This is a genomic window from Paraburkholderia sp. A1BS-2L (assembly GCF_051125205.1).
Taxonomy (GTDB): domain Bacteria; phylum Pseudomonadota; class Gammaproteobacteria; order Burkholderiales; family Burkholderiaceae; genus Paraburkholderia.
The window spans coordinates 27,160-48,196 of the sequence record NZ_CP120430.1; the positions used below are offsets into that span (position 1 = coordinate 27,160).

The window sequence follows — 21,037 nt, forward strand, 5'->3', positions numbered from 1 at the left end:
GCAGAGGATTTCATGAAGATCGGCTTTCCCGTCGAACCGGATTTCGCGGCCCAGCGCCAACATTTTCTTCACGCCGCGCAATTGGCGGGGGCAACGGTGACGAGCTACGCGCATCCGCTCAAGGGCCCCAACGGCGAGGCGCTCGCGACCGACGTCGCCTGGCTGGGCAACGCCGCCGCGCGCCGCGTGCTGGTGGCCGTGTCGGGTACGCACGGGGTGGAGGGCTACTACGGATCGACGTGCCAGACGCAATGGCTGCATGAGTTGGCCGCGCGAAGCCTGCCCGACGATGTCGCGGTGATGATGGTGCACCTGATCAATCCGTGGGGCACCGCGTGGGTCAGGCGCGTGAACGAAGACAATGTCGATCTGAATCGCAACTACGTCGACTTCGACGCGCCATTGCCGCTCAATCCGCGCTACGAGGAACTGCATGAGATTTACGTGTGCCCCGATATCGACGGTCCGCAGCGGCACCACGCCGATACGCTGCTGGAGCGGCAAGTCGAGTCGCTCGGCTGGTCGGGTGTGCAGGCGATCGTGGGCGCGGGCCAATATCGCCACGCGGACGGACTCTTTTATGGCGGCCATGCTGCAACATGGTCCAACCGGACCTTGCACGAGATTGTGCAGCGCTTTCTCAAACCGGCCCAGGTGGCGATTTCGTTCGATCTGCATACCGGGGCGGGCGCGTTCGGCCATCCGATGCTGATGGCGATTGCGCAATCGACCTATCCCGCGCTGGCCGACGCGCAGCGCCTTTACGGCCCCTGGCTCTACACGCTGCTCACGCACGCGGATGCCGCCATCAGCGAAACCGGTGTAGTTGCGCGCGCAACGGGCTACGCCTCGCAGGCGCTGCTGGACGCGTTGCCGGATACGCATCTGATGCAGCTCGTGATCGAATGCGGCACGTACCCGGAAGCGCCCATGCACACGGCCTTGCGCGACGACCACTGGCTGCACCTGTACGGCGACCCGCGCGACGCGCGAGGCCGCGCGATCAGCCGCGCGCTGTTCGAAGCGTTCATGCCCGCCGATGCCGATTGGCGCGAGCTCGTGTGGCTGCGCACGCGGCAGATCTGGGAGCGCGCGCTGGCGGCGCTGCCAGGCATTGCGCCCACGGCAGCGCCTCGAAACGTGGCCTGATCTGCTGGTATCGCCGCGTGAACGTCCACGCCCGCTCCATTCGCTACTTCGACATGATCTGCCGCTGCGGATCCATTCGCGAGGCCGCGCGGCGTTTGCATGTGGACGGCTCGGCCGTCAACCGGCAACTGCTCAATCTCGAGGAGAAGTGGGACGGCGGCGGCGTGAAGTACTCGCTGTTCGAGCAGAACGTGGCGATTGCCGAGTGGTTCCGCAGCACGTGGCAATCGATCGAGGCCGGGCACGACGCGTGATCGGGGCAGCGGAGCCGATGCGCGATTCGCGCTCCGCCGCCGTCATGCTTCAATGCAGCTTGATCGAGGGCCGGTTGTAGCGCTGCAGAAACTGGCCCAGCGTCTGGAGCAGCGTGTGCCGGGTGCCGTGCACGCCCAACAGGTGCTTGCGATACAGCAGCCGGTACAAGCCCGACGCAGCCAGGCCGTTGACGATCACGGAGCGCTCGCGCAAGCGCAGGTCCGCCTGATAAAGCGCGCCGGACTCGCCGAGCGAGACTACCGTGCCGGCGTCGCGAAACACGAAGCCCGCAACCGCCCTGCCCGCGATGCGCCGCGCGAAAGCCTGGCTCAAGTAGACCGCCTGCTGGTGGGCGACCTGGGCGCGCGGCGGCAGGTAACGGCTCGAACCGCCGACCGGGCAGGCTGCGCAGTCGCCGAACGCGAACACGTGCGCATCGTCAGGCGTTTGCAAGGTATCCGTCACGATGACCTGATTCGACGCGCTCAGCGCCAGTCCCTCGATCGAGCGCAGCATCGCGGGCCCGGCCACACCGGCGGCCCAGATCGTCATATCGGCGGGCAGTACTGCACCGGTCGAAGTCACGATGGCATCTTCCTCGACGCTCGCCACGCGCGTGTCGGTCAGCACTTCGATATGCAGACGCTCGAGTTGCGCCTGCGTGCGCGCCGAAATGCGCGGGTCGAGCACCGGCAGCACGCGCGGCGCGCCTTCGATCAGACGAATCTGGACATCGCGGTCGGGATCGAGCGCCCGGAAGCGGTACGCCGCGAGTTGCCCCACTGCGTGCCGCAGCGCGGCGGCCAGCTCCACCCCGGTTGCGCCCGCGCCGATCACGTTGATGCACACCGGCCGAACGAGCGGCGCGCCGGGCGCATCGGCGAGGTGATTGACCTTCGCGCAGGCCGCGAGGAACTTCTTGCGGAAATCCTCGGCGTGCCCCACGTGTTCGAGCGGAAGCGCGTAGCGCGCGGCGCCAGGCACATTGAAGAAGTTGGTCACGCTGCCGACGGCCAGCACGAGGTCGTGGTACGGCACTTCCCGTGGCGGCACGATCTGCGCGCCGTCGTGGTCGAGCACCGCGCCGATGGTGGCGATGCGGCGTGCGCGATCGACCGATTGCAATTCGCCTTGCACGAACTCGAAACCGTGGCGCTTTGCCTGCGCCGCATATTCGATCGTATGCGAAGCGGGGTCGCGGTGGCCCGATGCGGCTTCGTGCAGAAGCGGCTTCCAGAAGTGCGTCGGCAAGCGGTCGACGAGCACGATGTGCGCTTGCCCGCGGCGGCCGAGCGTGCTGCCCAGGCGCGTAGCGAGTTGCAAGCCGCCGGCGCCGCCGCCGACAATCAGGATGCGGGGCAGATTAGCCGCGCGCGCCTTCGCGAGAATGCCAGGGATGAGTGCCATGGTTGTCTTCCAGAATGAAATCGGTTTGAATGTCGCGCGACTGGATTTCACGATATCGTTTCGCGAACCCAAGAACAATTTAATGTTTATAGGCGACCCATATGCTTTCACTAATAGGTAAGGCGGCCACGTTCCGGCAGCTCAAGGCGCTCGACATGGTCATGCGCCTCGGAAGCGTGTCGCGCGCGGCGCAGGAGCTGCATCTGACGCAGCCGGCCGTCTCGCTGCAGATCCGCCTGCTGGAGGAAGCGGTGGGCGCGGCGTTGCTGCAGCGTGTGGGCCGGGGCGTGGAGTTGACCACGGCGGGCGAAATCGTGGGGCGCTATGCGCGCGAGATCTTGCATCTTTGGCAGGAAGCGGGCGACGAAGTGGCGGCATTGAAGGGAGATTTGGGCGGCAGCTTGCGCATCGGCGCGATCACCACCGCCGAATATCTGATACCGCCGCTGCTGGTCCGATTCACGGCGACGCGCCCGCATGTAAAGACCTACTTCAAGGTGGGCAATCGCGAAGAGATCATTCGCATGCTCGCCACGCATGAAATCGACCTCGCGGTCATGGGCAGTCCGCCCAAGGAACTGCGCACGCATGCGGCCGAGTTCGCGAAGCATCCGATGGTGTTCGTCGCTGCGCCCGACCATCCGCTCATGCAGCGCAAGCGTATTTCAATGAAGGACCTGGAATCGGCGCATTTGCTGGTGCGCGAGCGCGGCGCCGGGACGAGAACGACTGTCGAGAGTCTGTTCAAGACATCGGGTCACCGATTTCATGTGGGATCCGAACTATCTAGCAACGAGGCCATCAAGCAGATGGCCGAAGCGGGGCTCGGCGTGGCGTTCCTGTCGCGTCATGCATGCGCGCTGGAACTGCGCGCGGGGCTGCTGAAGGAACTGCCGTTCGCGGGCAATCCGGTCGAGCGCGAATGGTATGTGGTGACGCTGGCCGACCGGCGCATTTCGCAGGTGACCGGGTTGTTTCGCGATTTCCTCGTCGAGCAGGGCGCGCCGGTGATCGATCTGGCGATGTTGTCTTCCTCTGGCGCGCGGCGCAGGAAGTAGGGAGCCAGGCGCGCTCGCGCGCTCAAATGCCCCGTGGCTGCCTGCGCTTGAGCGCGACGATGTTGGCGTCGATCCAGCGGCGCGCGCTGGCGAGCATGATGGCTTCCTGTTCGCGGCCGTTTCTCATGCCTTCGACGGTGACGAACTCGACATTGCGTATGCCGATGGTCGCGAACACCGCGCGAATGTAGCCCGTGAGGTAGTCGGGCTGGCGTGCCGCGCCGCCCCAGGTAAAGAGACCGCCCGACGAGACCGCGACCATCACGGGGCGATCCCTGAGCAAGCCGATCTTGCCTTGCGCGGTCATGGTGAAGGTGCGCCCGAGGCGCATGACGTGATCGAGCCAGGCCTTGAGCCCTGAGGGCGGCCCGTAGTTGTGCATGGGCGTGCCCATCACGACTACGTCGGCCAACTCGAGTTCTTCGATCAGTTGTTCCGAAAGCGCGAGTGCGCCGTGTTGCGCGGCGCTGCGCGCGTGGGGCGCGACCAGCATGGCATCGACGAATTCGGCGCTCAGGTGCGGCGGCGGAGCGTTGCCCAGATCGCGCCGCTGCACACGTGCGTCCGGGTTTTCACCGAGCAGCGACTCGACCGCGTAGCGCGTCACCTGGCTACTGACCGAGGCGTCGCCGCGCGGGCTGCACTCGATATGCAAGATCTGGTTCACGCCTCGATGGCCTCCGATTCCATGCACCGATCCAATCCGGGAACGTTCGTGAAGATCGATGTTCGCGAGGCGAGTGCGGTTTTTGCGCTATATGCGTTAAGGAACGATCCTATCAAGCCACGCGCGCGGCGGCACCATCGGGTTGCACATGTCGTTCATACCACGGTGCTGATAAGCCTTTGGCCGGCGAGATCGCTTCGACTTTTTTCCATACGTCGTCACTCAGCAGATTTCGGCAAATGTAAGCAGACATTGGCCGCCGATTAATCGAGTTCAAATTCTATCCCTGGGGTGCTTGGGCTCTTTCTGGGAACGTAGTGAGACCAAAGCCCCGGATCTGTCCGCCAGGGCGGCTCGCAACATACACCGTTCAGCCAGAACTGAACGTGCTCCCGGACTTGCGGCAAGACCTTGTTACGGTAGATCCAGCGTAATTCGGCGTGAGTGATCGTCCTGGTTTTTTGCGAACTTGGTGTTCCCGAAGGGGTATCCCGACCATGCATTGGCCCGGTGGTGTGAGTCTTGTGAACAACCTCATCCATGTCGATGCCATCTAGTATGAAATGCACGTGTTTATGCACATCGATGGTGGCCCAGTAGAGCGATCCCTTGGACTTGATGCGCCAGTCCCGATTGTTCTTCACGTCGCCGGGCTTCAAGCCATCGAGTGCAGGTGCGCGAATGCCTCTCTCCGAATCGCTGATAATGGCGGAGAACTTTGGGTGTTGCTCCAGCGATTTCAAAAACGACTCCTTGTCTGCTGCTTTGCCCTTTCCATTCAAGGCTTCCGAGCGGTCCGTAGAAAGCACCTGAATCTTGTCCTCGTTCGAGGCGCCTTCGCTTTTATGCGCCTCCACAAATCCCGTGATCGTATTGGCATAGCCAAATATGTAATCGCCGGGCTGGAACACGCTTCTCCACGGTCTTTCCATTGGCATGACTTTCCCCTTGCTTCTGTCGACTGTCGGGTGGCACGTATAGGGCGAATTCGGGAATCGTCTAACAATACTAGGACAAACGCGTCGTACATGTTGGGGGAAATCGTGATGTCCTGACTTCTACGGGCTGCGCGAATCCGAACGCCTATTCAAGCCCGGCGTGCCATGTCCATGGCGCGCGGACGCTCGCGTTCCGGATTCGAGGCTATCCGGTGACTTCGCTGCTGGGGGCGGGGCTCATGACGGCCGTGCTGTTGACGACCTTCGTGACGTGCGAATCCGCATGACCTTGCTGCGCGGCGTGCAGTTTCTCGTGGCGTTGACGCTGGCTTACTGCCCTTGGTATCGCGGGCGGACGCAGGAGGCGGAGGCGGTGCGCGCACCGGGGCATGGATTGCGCTTATGCGCGGCGGCGTTTCTTCGACAGATCGGCGAGCGCCGGAACGAGTTGCTTGAATTGCTGGAAAGCGGCGTCGCGGTGCGCCCGTGCCGCCGCGTGAAGCTGCATCTCATCCTCGCGGGTCCAGCTTCCGATCGCGGCAATCTTGTCGGCTTCGCGGCGCATCCATTGCGCCTGCGCGATATTCATGGACCGCCCGCAGACGGTCGAGCGCAGCCGCCAGTAATCGAACTCCGCATAGAACCGCCGTGGGCCGCGCGCGCCCGCCGGGCGCTGCCGGCGCAACCACCATTCGAATTTTCCGTCGCTCCAGATCCGATGCGTGAAACCGGCGGGCCATTCGAGCCCGTCCGGAATCAGTGATTCGGCAGCGAGTTGCTCCATGGTGCCGAGCACCTCGAAATAACCGAGCTCGGGGCAAACATTGAAAACCGGGGCGTCGGGGATCTTGACTTCGATAGCGTGTCCTCGCGCTGTGTCGCTGGTAATGGTCATGGGGATGGCCTCTCGACTTGTTGGTCTGCTCATGGTGGGACGTGCGGCCCCATTCATTATCGAGATAGCACGTGCCTGCGCTAAGTGACGAGGTGACGCCCTGGACGGCTTGTCGCAGTCAGTCGACCTTGATGCGCTTCAGGAATGGCGAGGATATCCATAGCAGATTTCCCATCGGCCCAAAAGGGGAGCAGACGATGTTTCATCGTCAGCAGCCCAAACCCGTAACGACGCGGATTCCCTTTGGGTATTGCAGGCAAGCCGCTGCCCAAACCGGTTGCCACATTCGCACTGATCGTTGACCGGACGAAGAACGAAGCGAAACATCGTGCTGATGTCGTTTACTGGCCGATTCTTGACGGTTTATTTGCGGTTCGATTTCGTGCAGATAAATAGAATCGTTTGAAATAACGTCGCCTGGTGCCAAGCAGTTGGATTCTAACGTAGTCCGCCTTCGCATCACTATGGCACTCAAAGAATTCGCCGGCGCCATCAACCCTGAAAGCGCACCCGATCAGTGCATGACTGATCGAAGGTGTGCACGGGGCGGATTCGTTGTGCAATATCCGGAGACAGTCAGTGGAATCGTTTGCGAATGGCGCACTGTGGATGCTCTATCCTCACTCTCGCCCACCATTCTCGCGGACATCATCGCTTGACGATGCTCTGCTCAAGCGCGCCACCGGCGCCGCGGCGTTCGGCAGCGCGATGGGTGGGTGAATGGCGTAGCAATACCTGCGCCGCAACGTCTGGTGGCTCGCCCAAAAATTTCATCGCTAGCCAATGCGTCGATTGCATTTTTGATCTGCGCGGCTAGTTCGAACGTGGAGTCTGGCCTGACGCCATTGCACGCCTGCCCACCGCCATTTTCATCACGAACCGGCCAGTTGCCCGCTTGTGGCGAACCGCTCGAGCGGCGCTGTACGGCATTGAGGCGTCGCTGATGCGTGCCGCAAAAAATGGAGAGATACGCATGACCTCGCTAGAAAAGGCTGCTGCGGTTTCCGCCGTCGCGATGGAGGAAGAGACATCTGCAGCGTTTAAACGACGCTTCATGATCAGAATGATCATCGTGCTTACCGGCGGCACGTTCCTGGACGGCTATATTCTCGGGATTGTCGGCCCGGTGTCCGGCAAAATGACCGCCGAACTCGGCATATCGGCGGTCTGGGAAGGCCTGATCGCGGCGGGCGCGCTGTTCGGCATCCTCATCGGCTCGCCGTTGGGTGGGTGGGCTGGCGACAAGTTCGGTCGCAAACCCCTGTTCATGCTCGACATGGGGTTGTTTGTGATTGCGTCGGTCATGCAGTTCTTCGTCGGATCCACGCAGTTATCTATCGCGTTACCGCTGCAACTGTTCGTGGTGCGGCTGCTGATGGGCATCGCAATCGGCGCGGAGTACTCGGTTGGTTGGCCACTGTTGTCGGAGTTCTCGCCAGCCCGGATCCGTGGACGGCTCATGGGCTTGACGCTGATCGCGTGGTATGCCGGCTTCATGTTCGCCTTCGTCGTGGGCTACTGTCTGGACCGGTATACGGATCTCGGCTGGCGAAACATCCTCGGCACCAGCACCTTCATCGCGATGGCATTGTTCCTTGGCCGGATTGGCATGCCCGAGTCACCGCGCTGGCTGTGGAGCAAGAATCGTACGGACAAGGCCCGCTCCATCGCTTATCGGTATATGGAAAGCGCCTCCGATATGCTCGACATGGAGCGCGAGGCGCCCCATTCGGGCGGTGGCTTCGGGATGTTGTTTTCCCGCCAGTACTGGCGGGTCACACTGTTCGTGTCGCTCTTCTTTTTCTGTGTCGTCACGCCGTACTTTGCGATCGCCACATTCGCCGACAGTGTCTTGCAGAAGTTCGGCCTCGGTGGCGGGCTCGCCGGAGGAGTGGGATTGTCCGCCGTTGCTTTGGCCGGAAGTGTCGCGACGGTCCTGCTGATCGACAAGGCCGGCCGCCGTGCGCTGACGGTGCCGCCGCAGTGGATCATCACTGTGATCCTCGTTATCCTCGGCGTGTGGACAGATGCACCTGGCGTGGCCGTGTTGGGCCTGTTTCTCGCATTCTCGTTTTTTAACGCGGGCTGCGGCACGCTAACCTGCATCTACCCTGGCGAGGTTTTCCCCACAGAGATCCGCGGGATCGGGACGGGCTTCGCTGCCGCGTTCAGCCGGATCGGGGCCGGCCTCGGCACCTTCCTGATGCCCTGGTCCATCGCTAATCTCGGCCCCTCAGTGACCATACTGATTGCCGCCGGCATCGCCGCTGTCGGTGCCGGCGTATCGCAATGGCTAGCCCCTGAAACCCGGGGCAAGAGTCTCAGCGAAACGGCCTCCGGGTTTTCGCACTAGCACCAGCGGGAGCTTGCGGAAAATCCTGGCTCGGGGCAGGTCCAGGCGGGCGCAGTGAGAAGTAAAAGTCACGGCGCAGCCGGTGGTGGGCGAGGCGCGTTCGGTCGGCGTGATCGTCGGCGCGCTAGAAGAAGTGATGAATGCCGGCCAGCACGACCGTCTGCGAGCCCGAAGACGACGCGCCTATCCCCATCGTGCTGGCAACCGCGCCCGATGAGGCCCGTTCCACCATCACGTCCATATAAAGCTGGGTGCGCTTCGAGAGCGAGTACACATTGGCGAGCGTTGCCTGGGTCCAGCGCTTGCCGGCGAGCGTCGTGGTCCACGCGCCCGCGCCCACCATATAGGCGGACGTGACCTGGAAATTGGCGCCGCCGTCGATGGTGCGGTAGTCCTGCGCCTCGCCATGCCGCTCGATGCGCACCTGCGTGTAGAGCGCATGCAACTGGACTCGCCCCCACTGATAGCTGCCGCCGATGCCCGCATTGCGCACGCGGTCGGCCACGACCGGCGCGCCGTTGGACAGGTTCACGCCCTCGAACGCATTCAGGCCCAGCCCGCCGGCCAGGTTGAGCGCGCGGTCGTGGTACTCCGACCACGCGGCGGCCAGCTTTAGCGGTCCGTAGCCATAGTTCGCGCCGAAGCTGATGGTGTGTCCCGTCGTGCTGCTGCTTGAATTCGTGAAGCCATAGAGCGCGCCAATGGTGAGGCCTGCGAACGGCTGGCTCACGAACTTGGCGGTATTGGACAGTTCGACGGGCACGGTATTGGCCAGCCCGTCGACGTCGCCCGGATGAAAGGCGGAGAAGTCGCCGAGCGACTGGGCGGTCGACAGCGGGCCGAGCATTTCGAAGTGGAAGTCGGTCTGGCGGCCAAGCGTGACGGTGCCGATGCCGCTCTTCGCAAGACCCACCCAGGCCTGGCGGTTGAAGAGCGTGCCTGCGCTCGACATTGCGCCGCTCAGCGTGGAGAAGCCCGACTCCAGCTTGAACACGGTCTTCAGCCCCGCGCCCAGATCCTCGGTGCCCGTGAGGCCCCAGCGGTCGGCCTGGAAAGTACCCTGTTCGGCGATGAACGCGTGCGAGCCATGCAGATTGCTGACGTAGCCCACGCCCGCGTCCAGACTGCCATACAGCGTGATGCTGCTTTGTGCATATGCAGCAGAAAAATTAGTCATGCCAAGCGCCATGCACACGGGCGCCAACAAACACTTCTTCATTGGGGGTCTCCTCGCGATGCTCGATTTGCTCTGTTGAACGAGCCGGCCCGAACCGGGCCAGCTGTGCCTGCATTTACTTCATGGATTCACTTCAAGGTCTGATACAGGATTGCCGCGCCCGAAACGATCGCGAAGCCCATCACGCTGATGCGCAAGACTTTGCTGTTCAGTCGCCGGTGCACATGCTGGCTGATGAAGGCGCCGAGAATGACGGGCGGCACGAGCAGCAGCGCGGAAACGAACCGGTCCAGGTTGATCTGGCCGGTGAAGCTGAGCATCACCAGCGAGACCGCTTCGCCGATCGCGAAGCACAGCGCGATGGTCGAGCGCAGCGCGGGCGCGCGATAGTGCTGGAAGACCATCGCCAGCGCGGGTCCGCCAATTCCCGTCGCGGTTTCGGTGATGCCCGTCACGGCGCCTGCCGTGATCAGCGCGTTGCGGCCCGGCGCGAAAGTCGGCGCGCACAGTGTCGCGACAGCGGCGGCAATCGTCGATGCGCCGATGAACAGGTTCAGGTCGTGCGCCGAGATGCGCGAGATGATCAGCACGCCGCCCACGGCGCCCACCGTGCGCCCGACTGTGATCCATAGCGTGCCGCTCGAATCGAGCGCCGGGCGCTCGCGCCACGCGAGATAGACGTTGAGCGGAAGCATCAGGATCAGGAGCGACACGGGCAACAGGCCCGGATCGATCAAGCCGATCACGGGGGCGCAGATGAGCGCGAAGCCCACTCCCACTGCGCCCTGAATGAACGCGGCAATCGTCACGGTGGCGGCAAGAATGAGGAATACGGTCAGACTCACAGAAGGGTTCTCCTAAGGATGGACAGCTATGCGCGGGGCGGATCGAACGGCGTCACGCGCCCGCGTGTTTCAACGACTCGATACCAGTGGCGCCAGGGTTTGCGCGGCGGGCTGCGCCTGCAGGGCGCCGCGAGCCGTGGGGGCGGCCGGTGTGGCCGACAAGGGCGCGGCGTGCACCCGCTGGATAGGTGCGCGCGCAACGACAGCGGCAGCGGCTTCTTCGACTTCGCGCAGCAGCGCGCGCGCGTCCCAGTCGATGGGCCAGCCGTGCCACAGGCGCAGGCGCCCCGCGACGAACACCGCATCGATCTGGCTGCGATTGGCGAGGCGCACGAGCTCCCATTCGAGATCCCACGAGGGCCGCATTTCCGGCACATCGAGGTCCACCAGCAGAAAGTCCGCTGCCTTGCCCGGCGCGATTTCGCCGGTCAATGCGCCAAGGCGCACGGCGTCGGCGCCGCCGCGCAGCGCGTGATCGAGCCAGAGCTTGCCCGCGCCGCACGACGAGTCGCCCGTTGCGAGGCCGAAGGCGAAGCGCTGCGCGGTCTCGGCCGCGTCGAGCAGCCGGAATGCGTCGCTGCGCGTGCCGTCGGTGCCGAGGCCGAAGCGGATGCCGAGCGCGGCCATTTGCAGCGCCGGGGCCACCGCATTGCCCTTCCATGAACTCGCGACGGGGTTGTAGCTCACGGCCGCGCCCGTGTCGCGTAGCAGGTTCAGCTCGGAAGGCGTAACGAGCGTGGCGTGCGCAATCAGGGTTTGCGGCCCCAATGCGCCCGCATGGTGAAGGTGCTCAATGGGGCGCATCTTGCGCGCGACGATCGAGCGCTCGACGGCGGCGAGGTGCTCGTTGGCATGCGTCTGGAACACCGCGCCGGCCTCGGCGCACAGGGCGGCCACGGTTTGCAGCATGCCGTCCGAACCTGCTTCGGGCACCGAAATAGCCAGCGACGGATGCACGAGCGCGTGGCCGCTCCAATGCGCCAGATGGGCCTGCGCGCGGGCGACGATGGCGCCGCGCTCGCGGGTGTCGATATGGTCGGCGAGGTCGTTGCAGATCTTGCCGAGCACGCAGCGCACGCCGACTTCCTGGGTGGCCGCCGCGATCGTCGAGATATCGCTGTCCGAGCGCGTGCCGGCGTCGCAGACGGTCGTGAAGCCGCCGCGCAGTGCTTCGAGCGCGGCGAGTTTGGTCGAGAGATACAGCAGGTTTTCGTCGAGGCAGTTCTCGAGCGGGACCCAGATGCGGCGGTAGATCTCCGAGGGCTCGCCGAACGCGAGCGCCTTGCCGAACGACTGCGTGAGATGGTGATGCGCGTCGACGAAGCCGGGCATCAGCAGTTTGCCCGGCAGCGCGAGCGGCGTCAGCAGCGGGTAGCGCGCCACCAGTTCGCCGGCGGGGCCGATGTCGCGAAAGCGCCCGTTGGCGACCACGACCGCATGCTCGCGCACCGGACCATCGGCGAGCAGCAGCGTTTCGGGTAGCAGCAGCAGTTCATCGGCGCACAGTTCCGTGCGCGAAAGGGAGCGGGGCGAAGCGGCTGTGGAGCGAGTTTGCATGATGAAGAAGTTGGGCTGTATGGGGTTCAGTGGCAGGAGGGGGTTTCGTTGACGGCTGCATCGAGCGCGCCGGCCGCATGGGGCGCATGGGCTGCATGGGCTGCATGGGCTGCATGGGCTGCATGGGCCGTGCGGTTTGCGCGCGGCCGCCAGCGCAGGCTCAGGTGTTCGAAGATCAGATTGACGATCACGGCGGTGAGCGCGCCCATCGCGAGCCCGTTGCCGAGCACGATTTGCAGCGTCGCGGGAAAGCGGCTGTAGACGCCGGGCACGACGATCGGCAGGATGCCCATCGTGAGCGCGGCGGCTAGCGTGTACATGTTGGCGCGCGCGCGCAGGTCCACCTGGCGCAGCAGGTTGATGCCCATGACGCCGATGATCGAGAACACGATCAGCGCGGTGCCGCCCACCACCGCGGCGGGAATGGCGTTGGCGAGGCGCGAGAGCGGCGCGAGCAGCGCGATCACGATCAGCAGCGCGCCGGCCATCGCGGTGACGAAGCGCGAGCGGATGCCGGTTGCCTCCACGATGCCGATGTTCTCGCTGCTCGTGATGATGAGCGAGGTGCCGAAGAATCCGCCGACCATCGACATGAGCGCATCGGCGCGGATGGTCCGCGGCACGGCCACGCGCGGGTCGATTTCCTTGCCCACGATCTCCGCGATCGCCACGGTCTGGCCGGTGGCCTCCGCCATCGAAATCACGCTGAAGATCAAGAGCGGCAGCGCGGCGAAGAGGTCGAAGCGCGGCATGCCGAACGGCAGCGGCGTGGGCAGCGTGACGAGCGCGCCGCTCCAGACGCCGGCAAAACTCATCAAGCCCAGCACCGAGGCGAGCGCCGCGCCCGCGAGCAGCCCCAGCAGCACGGCGAGCTGGCCGAGCATGCCCTTGAAGAGCTTGGCGAACAGCACGGTGAAGGCGACCGTGGCGAGTGCGAGGCCGATTCCGGCCGGGCTGCCGAACTCGGCGGTGCCGGGCCGCCCGACGATCACCACGCCGTAGATGCGGATAAGGTTGACGGCGACGAGGATCAGCATCGTGCCGATCACGATGCGCGGGAAAAAGCGCAGGCAGCGCCGGAACACCGGTAGCAGCAAAAAGTAGAACAGGCCTGTGAGGATGGTCGCGCCGGCAGCCGTGCGCAGATCGGTTTGCTGCGCGATCAGCACGAACAGGACCACCGGCGCGCCGCCCGGCACCATGATGAACGGCAGGCGCGCGCCAAAGCGCAGCGGGCCGAACGACTGCAGCAGCGTGCCGATTCCGCAGACGAGAAAGGTCGCGCTGATCAAGTCGACGGTCAGCGCGGGCGGCAGGCCGAGCGCCTTGGCGACCAGAAAGACCGCCGTGATGGGGGAAGCGGCCACCACCAGCACGTGCTGCAGGCCGAACAACATCAGTTTGACGAGCGGCAAGCGCTCGTCGACAGGGTGAACCTGCTGGGCTTTCGTCATGACTGCGTGTCTCCATGTGCCGCAGACCGCCTCACGTCTGCGAGGGTGTGTCGTTGTTCTGGCGAAGCTGCTCTACAAAAACCGTCTCCCAAATCGATTTGGGATCACGTGCAAAAAATTGGGCGGACGCCCCAAATCGATTTGCTATCGTAGAATGGTGCGTCCTGAAGGCCTTGTCAAGCCGGATTATTTATCGACCGATTGGTCGCGATAGCCCACGAACCCCGGACTCAAGCGAGAGAAACAGCATGCAAAGTCCAGTGCCGCCAAAGCCGCGGCCGACCATTGCCGACGTCGCCCGCGCAGCGGGCGTCTCCACGACCACCGTTTCGCATGCGTTGAACGACAAGGGCTATGTCGATCCGCAAACGCGCCAGCGCGTCAAGGATGTGGCGCGCGATCTGGGCTACCGCCCGAGCGTGCGCGCGCAGCGGCTGCGCACCGGCGAGGCGCGCACCATCGCGCTGCTTTCGTCGATGCCGTTCGAAATCGCCGGTGGCGCGTCGCGGCTCGGGTTTCTGATGGAGGTGGCGGCGGTCGCGGCCGCCGCCGCCCTCACGCGCGGACTTGCGCTGGTGCTCGTGCCGCCCATCATGGCGGGGCGGCTGCCGCTCGAGCAGCTCGACATCGACGGCGCCATCGTGATCGAACCCACCGCCGACGATGCGAACGTGGCCCATCTGCAGGCGCGCGGCTTGCCGGTCGTGTGTCTCGGCCGCATGCCCGGCAACGACGCGCTGCCCTATGTCGACATCCACTCGTTCGCCACCACGGCGCTGTTGCTGCGCCATCTGCATGAGCAGGGCAGCCGGCGGATTGCGCTTTTGATCGGCGCGCAGCAGCGTAATTCGTATGTCGAATCGCGCGCTGCGTACGAGCAATTCTGCGCGGAGCACGACATGCCGCCCGTGATCGCGGTGGCCGACGAAGCGGGCGGCGAGGAAGCGGGCCGCGAAGCGTGCGCTGCGCTGTTGCAGCAGCACCCGCAACTCGACGGGCTGTGCGCGCTGGTTGACGCGTTTGCCGTGGGCGCCGTGCAGGGCATTGCCGACGCAGGCCGGCGCGTGCCCGAGGACATCAAGATCGCAACCCGTTACGACGGGATTCGCGCGCGCAGTTGCAGGCCGCCGCTCACGGCCGTCGATCTTCATCTCGACGAAATGGCCTCGCAAGCCGTGGCGCTGCTGTTCGATCATCTGGCGGGCAAGGGCGGGGCGGACTTCGCCACGCCGCCCGATCCATCTCTCGTGGTTCGCGAGTCTTCGGTTGCCGTCCGGGACGATGCCTGAGGTTTGGCGCGCAACACGGGTTATTGACGGCTCCAGGCAATTCCTGAGCCGCAAATCAGGAAAACCTGATTTCCGCTCTGTGTCGGCATGGCTATTCTGCCTTTACACGAAGACACGTAGCGCAGGATTCGTGACCCGTTCGGAAGACGTCACCGATACGCCTGGAGAGATCGAGACGAAATAAGACCGGGCATTAAATGAGTGACTTGCCTAAGACTGGCTTCGACTGTCTCCGTCGGGCGAGCCTTAGGCCTTTTTCATAATAAAAAAGCGGATGCCGATAACGTTAGATATCGTTTAAAGGCTTGCCCCATTTCATCCAGCCGTATTTCCCCTTGCGCCGAAAGATATTCCGATTGCATATTCTAGTTTTCGATTTTCGATAAGATATCAGCGGGAACGCATTATGGGTTTCCATCGGGGTGCGGGGTCGAGCGAAACGGCGTTTTCGCTTGGGAAAAAATGAGAATGCGCTTCGCGAAAGCTTGAAGCAGCATCGAATAAGTTGGCGAAATGAGGCGACGCTTCAATACGGTCGTTGGCCGGCTCATCCGGGGCGGAGGCACTCGCCGCCGCGTGGGCAGATGGGTCACGCCGGCGGCTTTGGCCGTCCTGTTGATGTCTTTTTTCTGGGCGCATACGCTCGCGGATTCTCACGGCCCGAAGCAGTCCGTGCTGCGCGTGCTGGCGTGGCCCGGCTATGCGGACGAGGACTGGGTCCGCGCATTCGAGAAGCGCTTCCACGCCAAAGTCGAAGTCACGTTCGTCGATTCCGACGAAGCGCTCTGGGCCCGCATGCATGGCGCGGAGCCGCAGCCGTTCGACGTGCTGGCGGCCAATACCGCCGAGATCGAGCGCTATGCGCACGCCGGCCTGCTCACCGCGCTCGACCTCTCGCGCATTCCGAACCGCCGCTGGCAGCAGCCTTATTTCCAGCACGTAGCCGAGATTCGCGGGCTCGTGAGCGCAGGCCGCACCTACGCGATTCCGTTCACCTATTCGTCGATGGGGCTGATCTACGACCGCAAGCAGATTGCCGAGCCGCCGCATTCCATGCGGGCGCTATGGGATCCGCGCTATCGCGGCAAAGTGCTCGATTTCAACAGCGCGCAGCACAACTTCTCGTTCGCCGCGCTGGCGCTCGGCTATCCCGACCCGTTTCACCTGACGCCCGGGCAATTGCGCACCGTCACGCGCGAACTCGTGCGCCTGCGGCGCAATCTGCTCACGTACTACACGTTGCCTGAAGAGGCCACCGAGCAGTTCGTGCAGCATCACGTGGCGCTGATGTTCGGCAATTACGGCACGCAGCAAGTCGAGCAACTGCGTCATGCCGGCGTCGACGTGGGCTACGTGATTCCGGATGAGGGCGCGCTGGCGTGGCTCGATTGCTGGGCCATCACGCGCAACGCGACCAATCCGGCGCTGGCCTACGACTGGATCAACACCATGCTGGAGCCCGATATCGGCAAGCAGCTGACGCAACGCCAGGGGCTTGCCAACACCATGACGCCCGTGTCTGGCGTTGCTGCCGGTGCCGGTGCCGCCGCCGGCGCGGGGCCGCGCCTCGTCTGGATCCAGGGCGTCGAGAGCACCGGCGAGCGCGAAGCGCTGTGGCGCCGAATCAAAGCGGGCGATCCGCTGGAGCGCTTCGCGCCATGATCAAACTCGGGCTGACTTCGCGGCTTTCGATCCTGCTGGTGTGCATCGGCGTGGCGGCGTCGGGCGCAACGGGTTATTCGACCTATCGCGCCAATCGCAAGATGCTCATGCACGAAGCGGAGCGCAGCCTGCTCACATCGACGCAATTGCTGAGCCAGCGTTTTACCGCCGCGCTCGGCGACGTCGCCGACGACGCGCTCGTGCTCGCGACCCTGCCTTCGTCGATGGCGGTCGCGCAAGGCGACGCGCCGCGTCCCGCCGATGTGCGGCTCAAGCAGGTGTTCAGCGGCTTCATGCTGCATCACGCCGAGTATCTGCAGATACGCCTGATCTCGCGTGGGCAAAACGGCCTGGAGCGCGTTCGCGTCGAGCGCGAAGCGAGTGGCATCGTGGTGGTGCCCGATGACCAATTGCAGGAGAAGGGCCAGTTTCCGTATGTGTACGACGCGCTGGCGGCGAATGCGGAGCGCGTCTACGTCTCGCCCATCGGCCTGAAGGCCCAGCCCGGTTCGGACCGGAGCTCGACGCTGCCGGTAGTGATGGTGGGTGCGCCGATTGTCGATCAAAGCGGCGACAAGGTGGGCGTGCTCGTCATCGACGTCGATCTCACCAAGGTGTTCGAGCGTATCGAACGCGATTTGCCGGCTGACTACGCGGTGTACATGGCCAACGAGTGGGGCGATTTTCTGCTCCATCCGGACCCGGGCCAGACCTTCGGCTTCGAGCGCGGCCATCGCGTGCTGCTGCAAAAAAGCTTTCCCGCCACCGCGCCGCTCTTCACGAACGGGCCGCCGAGCCTGACATTCAACGGCTATGCGCGTGGCAACCAGCCGCCGGCCGAAGTGTTCGCGTTCGTGCGCTCGCCGTTCGGACTCGCGGGCGGCAAGCGCTTTATCGCGCTCGGGCTCGCGAGGCCGCTCACCGACGTGCTCGCGCCCGCCAACGAACTCGGCGCGCAAATCGTGCGTCTCGTGCTGATCTCCAGCACCGTCGCGATCGTGCTGGCGGTGTTGTTCGCGCGCGCGTTGGCGCGGCCGCTGCGCACGCTTGCCTACGCGGTGACGCACATCTTCGACGAGGACGCCATCGAGCGTTTGCCCGTCGCGCGCTCGGACGAGATCGGCGTGCTCGCGCGCTGCTTCGACCGCATGCGCATGGAGATCCGCTCCCAGGTGGACGCGCTGCATACGCGGCAGCAGGAGCTGGCGCACCGGGCGGGGCACGACCCGCTGACCGGCTTGCCGAACCGCACGCACTTCATGGAGCAACTCGATCTGGCGCTACGCCGCGCGGCGCTGAGCGACGAGCCGCTGGCCGTGATGTTCGTCGACCTGAACGATTTCAAGCAAATCAACGATCAATTCGGGCATTCGGCCGGCGACCAGACGCTCGTGGTCGTGGCGCAGCGCTTGCGCGCGGCGTTGCGCGGCTCCGATGTCGTTGCCCGCTATGGCGGGGACGAGTTCGTGATTCTGGTGGGCGGCGTGCATTCGACCGACGCGCTGCGCGTGGCGGCGGGCCGCGTGCAGCTGGCGATGGAGGCGCCCGTGTCGCTGGGCGAGCATCTGATGACGGTGGGCGTGAGCATCGGCATCAGCGAATTTCCCGCCGACGGCAAGCATGCCGAAGAATTGCTGGCTAAAGCCGATACCGCCATGTATGCCGCGAAAGCCGCGACGGGTTCGCACTTCGTCCGCTATCAGGAGCTGGCGAGCGCGTCGGATGGCTGCAGCACGCGCTGATCGAGACGTTTTCACCTGCCGGGCTGGCCAACACGGGATACGCCGCGCTCGACGTCGGCGCGTCGCGCTGCGTTCGCGGCCAGGAACCGGCACACCTCGCGATGCATCCATTGCGCACCAGGGCTCGTCGCCAGCGCACGCCATGAGCCGTGCACAAGGCCGGCGCCGACGGGCGCGTGCGCGTGGCCGCCCGCCGCGCGAATGCGAGCGGCGAACACCCGCGCGTCGTCGCATAGCGGATCGTGCTCGACGCCGATCGCGAGCGCGGGCGGCAACCCGTCATAGCGCGCGGCTTCGAGCGGAATGGTCCATGCTGCTAGCGCCCGATTCTCGATGTCCGCGCCCCAGTAGAGCGCGCCGTAGCGTCTTACGTCGGCGAGCGTGAGCATCGGCGCGTTGGCTTGCGTGTCGCGCGCGGGCAGCTGGGGCTCGATACCGAGCAGCGGATAGACCAGCGCGATGCCATCCACGCCTGGCACGCCTTCGTCGCGCAAACGCATCGCCACGCTCGCGGCGAGCGTGCCGCCCGCGCTGTCGCCTGCCAGTTGCAGCGGCCGGGGGAGGGGGCCGAACGGCAAGCGAGCGTCGAGCGCCGCACGCGTGACGGCGAGACAATCGTCGTGGGCGGCAGGCGCGCGATGTTCGGGCGCCAGCCGGTAGTCGACGGCGACGACGCAAAGGCCCGTATCCGCCGCGATGCGCGCCGTGATCAGATCGTGGCTTTGCAGCGATCCGACGACAAACCCGCCACCGTGAAAATACAGCACCGTGCCTTTGGACTGCACGCGCCCGGCGGGCGCGTACAGCCGCAGCATCACCGTCTGTCCATCGGCGCAGGCGAGGGGCGCGTCGTGCGTGCGCACGCCATCGGGCAATGGCGGCGTGAACGCAGCGGCAAACCGCTCGTATGTCGCGCGCTGATCGTCCACGGTCTCAGCCGGGTGATCGCTCGCATAAAATGCATTGGCGCGCTCGACGAACGCGGCGATTTCAGGTTCGAGCATGACGCGTCGCTCCTGGTGTGCTTGCCATTGCTCGCATGTCACTTGCGGGCTTGCGCAGGCAAAGCAATTACACGCCCGGCATATTGGGCAACGGGCAGCGCTGCCTGCTGGTCGACGAGCGCGTGCACGCGCGTTTGCACGTCGCTATCGAACGCCGCAGAGCGCGGTCCGCTCGTATCGACGTGCAACAGCATTTGCTCGCTGGCAGCGACGGCTTGGTCGCCATCGTCCGCGAACATTTCGAGGTACAGATGAATCCGCTTCGCATCGTGAGCGAGCACGCGCATTTCGACACGCACCTGTGCGCCCTGCTTGATTTCCTGCAGATAGTGGATATGCGCTTCGAGCGTATAGATCGAACGGCCGCGCGCTTTTCGCACGCTGTCGTCGAGGCCGATCTCGTCGATCAGCGCATCCACGGCAAAGCTGAAGATCAGCATGTAGAACGCGTCACGCAAATGGCCGTTGTAATCGACCCATTCGGCGCGCACGACGTCGTGATACGCCGGCAATTGCGCGTGTCGCGGCATGGTCAATGGCTCCGTTATGTTGAATGAGGGTTGGCGCTCGCGGGGCATCGTGCTTCAACGCCCCGCGAGGGTCCAGATAGCGCGCGGCGCTATTCGTCGGCGCGCAGGCCATGGCGCGCTTTCGTGTCGGCAATCGCCGACAGCACGTTCGTGATGCATTCGTCGCGATAGCGTTCGAGTTGCTTGATCGACCGCGGCCCGACCTGCTGCGCCGTACCGTCGACGACGCGATCGATGAGCTCGTCGGTCAGCTTCGGCGCGACGAGCTTGGTCCACGGCAATTCGAGCGCGGGGCCGAACTGCTGCATGAAATGGCGCATGCCCGCGTCGCCGCCCGCGAGCGTGTAGGTGAGGAAGGTCCCCATGAACGACCAGCGGATGCCCGCGCCAAAGCGGATCGCGTCGTCGATCTCGCCCGTGGTCGCGACGCCTTCGTCGACCAGATGCAGCGCCTCGCGCCACAGCGCTTCGAGCAGCCGGTCGGCGATAAATCCCGGCACCTCCTTGCGCACATGCAGCGGCCGCATGCCGAGCTCGTGATAGATGCGCATCGCGGCATCGATAGTCGCGGGCGATGTGCGCTCGCCGCCCACCACTTCGACCAGTGGCAGAAGATAAACGGGGTTGAACGGATGGCCGACGATGCAGCGTTCGGGATGCAGCGCGCGTGCATAGAAGTCGGTCGGCAACAGGCCCGATGTCGACGACGCGATGATCGCATCGGGCTTCGCGGCGCGGCTGACCTGTTCATGCAGCGCGAGCTTCAGCTCTTCGCGCTCGGGCGCGCTTTCCTGAATGAAGTCGGCCTGCGCGACGCACGCTTCGATCGTATTCACGAAGCGCAGACGCTCCTGCGAAGCCCCTTGGGCGAGCCCGACGCGCTCGAGTGCGTGCCAGGCGTTCGCGACGTTGTCGCGCAACTGCTTTTCCGCGCCCGGGGCCGGGTCCCACGCCATAACGTCGAGCCCGTGCGCCAGCGCGCGCGCGACCCAGCCGCTGCCGATCACGCCCGAGCCGATGGCCGCGAATGTCTTGATGCTGGTGATTTCTTTCAT

The 21,037-nt window shown here is 64.6% G+C and carries 19 protein-coding genes; 7 read left to right on the forward strand and 12 right to left on the reverse strand.

Translation table 11 applies throughout. From position 1 onward, the window contains the following. Positions 1-12 precede the first annotated feature (12 nt). Both P5W98_RS24665 and P5W98_RS24670 read left to right on the forward strand, forming a co-directional pair. Positions 13-1,149, forward strand: a complete 1,137-nt coding sequence (locus tag P5W98_RS24665; protein WP_421027393.1) for a DUF2817 domain-containing protein — start codon at positions 13-15, stop codon at positions 1,147-1,149. Positions 1,150-1,166: 17 nt separating this feature from the next. Then, complete coding sequence (locus tag P5W98_RS24670; protein WP_421027394.1) at positions 1,167-1,403, forward strand: helix-turn-helix domain-containing protein; 237 nt, start codon at positions 1,167-1,169, stop codon at positions 1,401-1,403. Positions 1,404-1,452: 49 nt separating this feature from the next. Here P5W98_RS24670 and P5W98_RS24675 read toward each other — a convergent pair whose 3' ends face one another. After that, positions 1,453-2,811, reverse strand: a complete 1,359-nt coding sequence (locus tag P5W98_RS24675) for an NAD(P)/FAD-dependent oxidoreductase (protein WP_421027395.1) — start codon at positions 2,809-2,811, stop codon at positions 1,453-1,455. A 101-nt stretch (positions 2,812-2,912) separates the two neighbouring features. Here P5W98_RS24675 and P5W98_RS24680 point away from each other — a divergent pair, with 101 nt between their 5' ends. Next, positions 2,913-3,869 carry a LysR family transcriptional regulator gene (locus tag P5W98_RS24680; RefSeq protein WP_421027396.1) on the forward strand — a complete coding sequence of 319 codons (957 nt, stop codon included), beginning with the start codon at positions 2,913-2,915 and terminating at the stop codon, positions 3,867-3,869. Positions 3,870-3,891: 22 nt separating this feature from the next. Here P5W98_RS24680 and P5W98_RS24685 read toward each other — a convergent pair whose 3' ends face one another. The 4 genes from P5W98_RS24685 to P5W98_RS24700 form a co-directional block, all read right to left on the reverse strand. After that, positions 3,892-4,536: an FMN-dependent NADH-azoreductase gene (locus tag P5W98_RS24685; RefSeq protein ID WP_421027397.1), complete on the reverse strand. Its 645-nt coding sequence runs from the start codon at positions 4,534-4,536 to the stop codon at positions 3,892-3,894. A 263-nt stretch (positions 4,537-4,799) separates the two neighbouring features. Beyond that, the gene (locus tag P5W98_RS24690) at positions 4,800-5,447 is read right to left on the reverse strand and encodes a hypothetical protein (protein WP_421042748.1); all 648 of its coding nucleotides are present in this window, start codon (positions 5,445-5,447) and stop codon (positions 4,800-4,802) included. A gap of 427 nt (positions 5,448-5,874) precedes the next feature. Beyond that, the gene (locus P5W98_RS24695) at positions 5,875-6,369 is read right to left on the reverse strand and encodes a hypothetical protein (RefSeq protein WP_421027399.1); all 495 of its coding nucleotides are present in this window, start codon (positions 6,367-6,369) and stop codon (positions 5,875-5,877) included. 648 nt (positions 6,370-7,017) lie between these two features. Continuing rightward, entirely contained in the window at positions 7,018-7,167 is a 150-nt protein-coding gene (locus P5W98_RS24700) for a hypothetical protein (RefSeq protein WP_421073373.1), read from the reverse strand. A gap of 175 nt (positions 7,168-7,342) precedes the next feature. Between P5W98_RS24700 and P5W98_RS24705 the strand changes: the two genes are divergently transcribed. Further along, positions 7,343-8,722, forward strand: a complete 1,380-nt coding sequence (locus tag P5W98_RS24705) for an MFS transporter (RefSeq protein ID WP_421027400.1) — start codon at positions 7,343-7,345, stop codon at positions 8,720-8,722. 124 nt (positions 8,723-8,846) lie between these two features. Here the strand turns inward: P5W98_RS24705 and P5W98_RS24710 are convergent, their stop codons facing one another. From P5W98_RS24710 to P5W98_RS24725, 4 genes are all read right to left on the reverse strand, one after another. Further along, positions 8,847-9,899: a porin gene (locus P5W98_RS24710; RefSeq protein ID WP_421027401.1), complete on the reverse strand. Its 1,053-nt coding sequence runs from the start codon at positions 9,897-9,899 to the stop codon at positions 8,847-8,849. Positions 9,900-10,027: 128 nt separating this feature from the next. Next, on the reverse strand, positions 10,028-10,744 hold the full coding sequence (locus P5W98_RS24715) for a sulfite exporter TauE/SafE family protein (RefSeq protein WP_421027402.1): 717 nt from the start codon (positions 10,742-10,744) through the stop codon (positions 10,028-10,030). Positions 10,745-10,813: 69 nt separating this feature from the next. Next, positions 10,814-12,301, reverse strand: a complete 1,488-nt coding sequence (locus tag P5W98_RS24720) for an amidohydrolase family protein (protein ID WP_421027403.1) — start codon at positions 12,299-12,301, stop codon at positions 10,814-10,816. A 26-nt stretch (positions 12,302-12,327) separates the two neighbouring features. Next, complete coding sequence (locus tag P5W98_RS24725) at positions 12,328-13,755, reverse strand: uracil-xanthine permease family protein (RefSeq protein WP_421027404.1); 1,428 nt, start codon at positions 13,753-13,755, stop codon at positions 12,328-12,330. A 248-nt stretch (positions 13,756-14,003) separates the two neighbouring features. Here P5W98_RS24725 and P5W98_RS24730 point away from each other — a divergent pair, with 248 nt between their 5' ends. The 3 genes from P5W98_RS24730 (at position 14,004) to P5W98_RS24740 (ending at position 18,448) form a co-directional block, all read left to right on the forward strand. Beyond that, a complete protein-coding gene (locus tag P5W98_RS24730; RefSeq protein WP_421027405.1) occupies positions 14,004-15,044 on the forward strand; it encodes a LacI family DNA-binding transcriptional regulator in 1,041 nt (346 codons plus the stop codon). A gap of 513 nt (positions 15,045-15,557) precedes the next feature. Continuing rightward, positions 15,558-16,706: an extracellular solute-binding protein gene (locus tag P5W98_RS24735; RefSeq protein ID WP_421027406.1), complete on the forward strand. Its 1,149-nt coding sequence runs from the start codon at positions 15,558-15,560 to the stop codon at positions 16,704-16,706. Beyond that, positions 16,703-18,448 (forward strand): diguanylate cyclase, encoded by a 1,746-nt coding sequence (locus tag P5W98_RS24740; protein WP_421027407.1) that lies wholly within the window; start codon positions 16,703-16,705, stop codon positions 18,446-18,448. The genes P5W98_RS24735 and P5W98_RS24740 overlap by 4 nt, the downstream gene beginning before the upstream one ends. An 11-nt stretch (positions 18,449-18,459) precedes the next feature. On the opposite strand, the gene P5W98_RS24745 is transcribed toward P5W98_RS24740, so the two are convergent. The 3 genes from P5W98_RS24745 to P5W98_RS24755 all read right to left on the reverse strand — a co-directional run bounded on the left by P5W98_RS24745 (position 18,460) and on the right by P5W98_RS24755 (position 21,037). After that, positions 18,460-19,452 carry an alpha/beta hydrolase gene (locus P5W98_RS24745; protein ID WP_421027408.1) on the reverse strand — a complete coding sequence of 331 codons (993 nt, stop codon included), beginning with the start codon at positions 19,450-19,452 and terminating at the stop codon, positions 18,460-18,462. A gap of 38 nt (positions 19,453-19,490) precedes the next feature. Further along, positions 19,491-19,982, reverse strand: coding sequence for a thioesterase family protein (locus tag P5W98_RS24750; RefSeq protein ID WP_421027409.1), 492 nt, complete (start codon positions 19,980-19,982; stop codon positions 19,491-19,493). 89 nt (positions 19,983-20,071) lie between these two features. Continuing rightward, complete coding sequence (locus tag P5W98_RS24755) at positions 20,072-21,037, reverse strand: L-carnitine dehydrogenase (RefSeq protein WP_421027410.1); 966 nt, start codon at positions 21,035-21,037, stop codon at positions 20,072-20,074.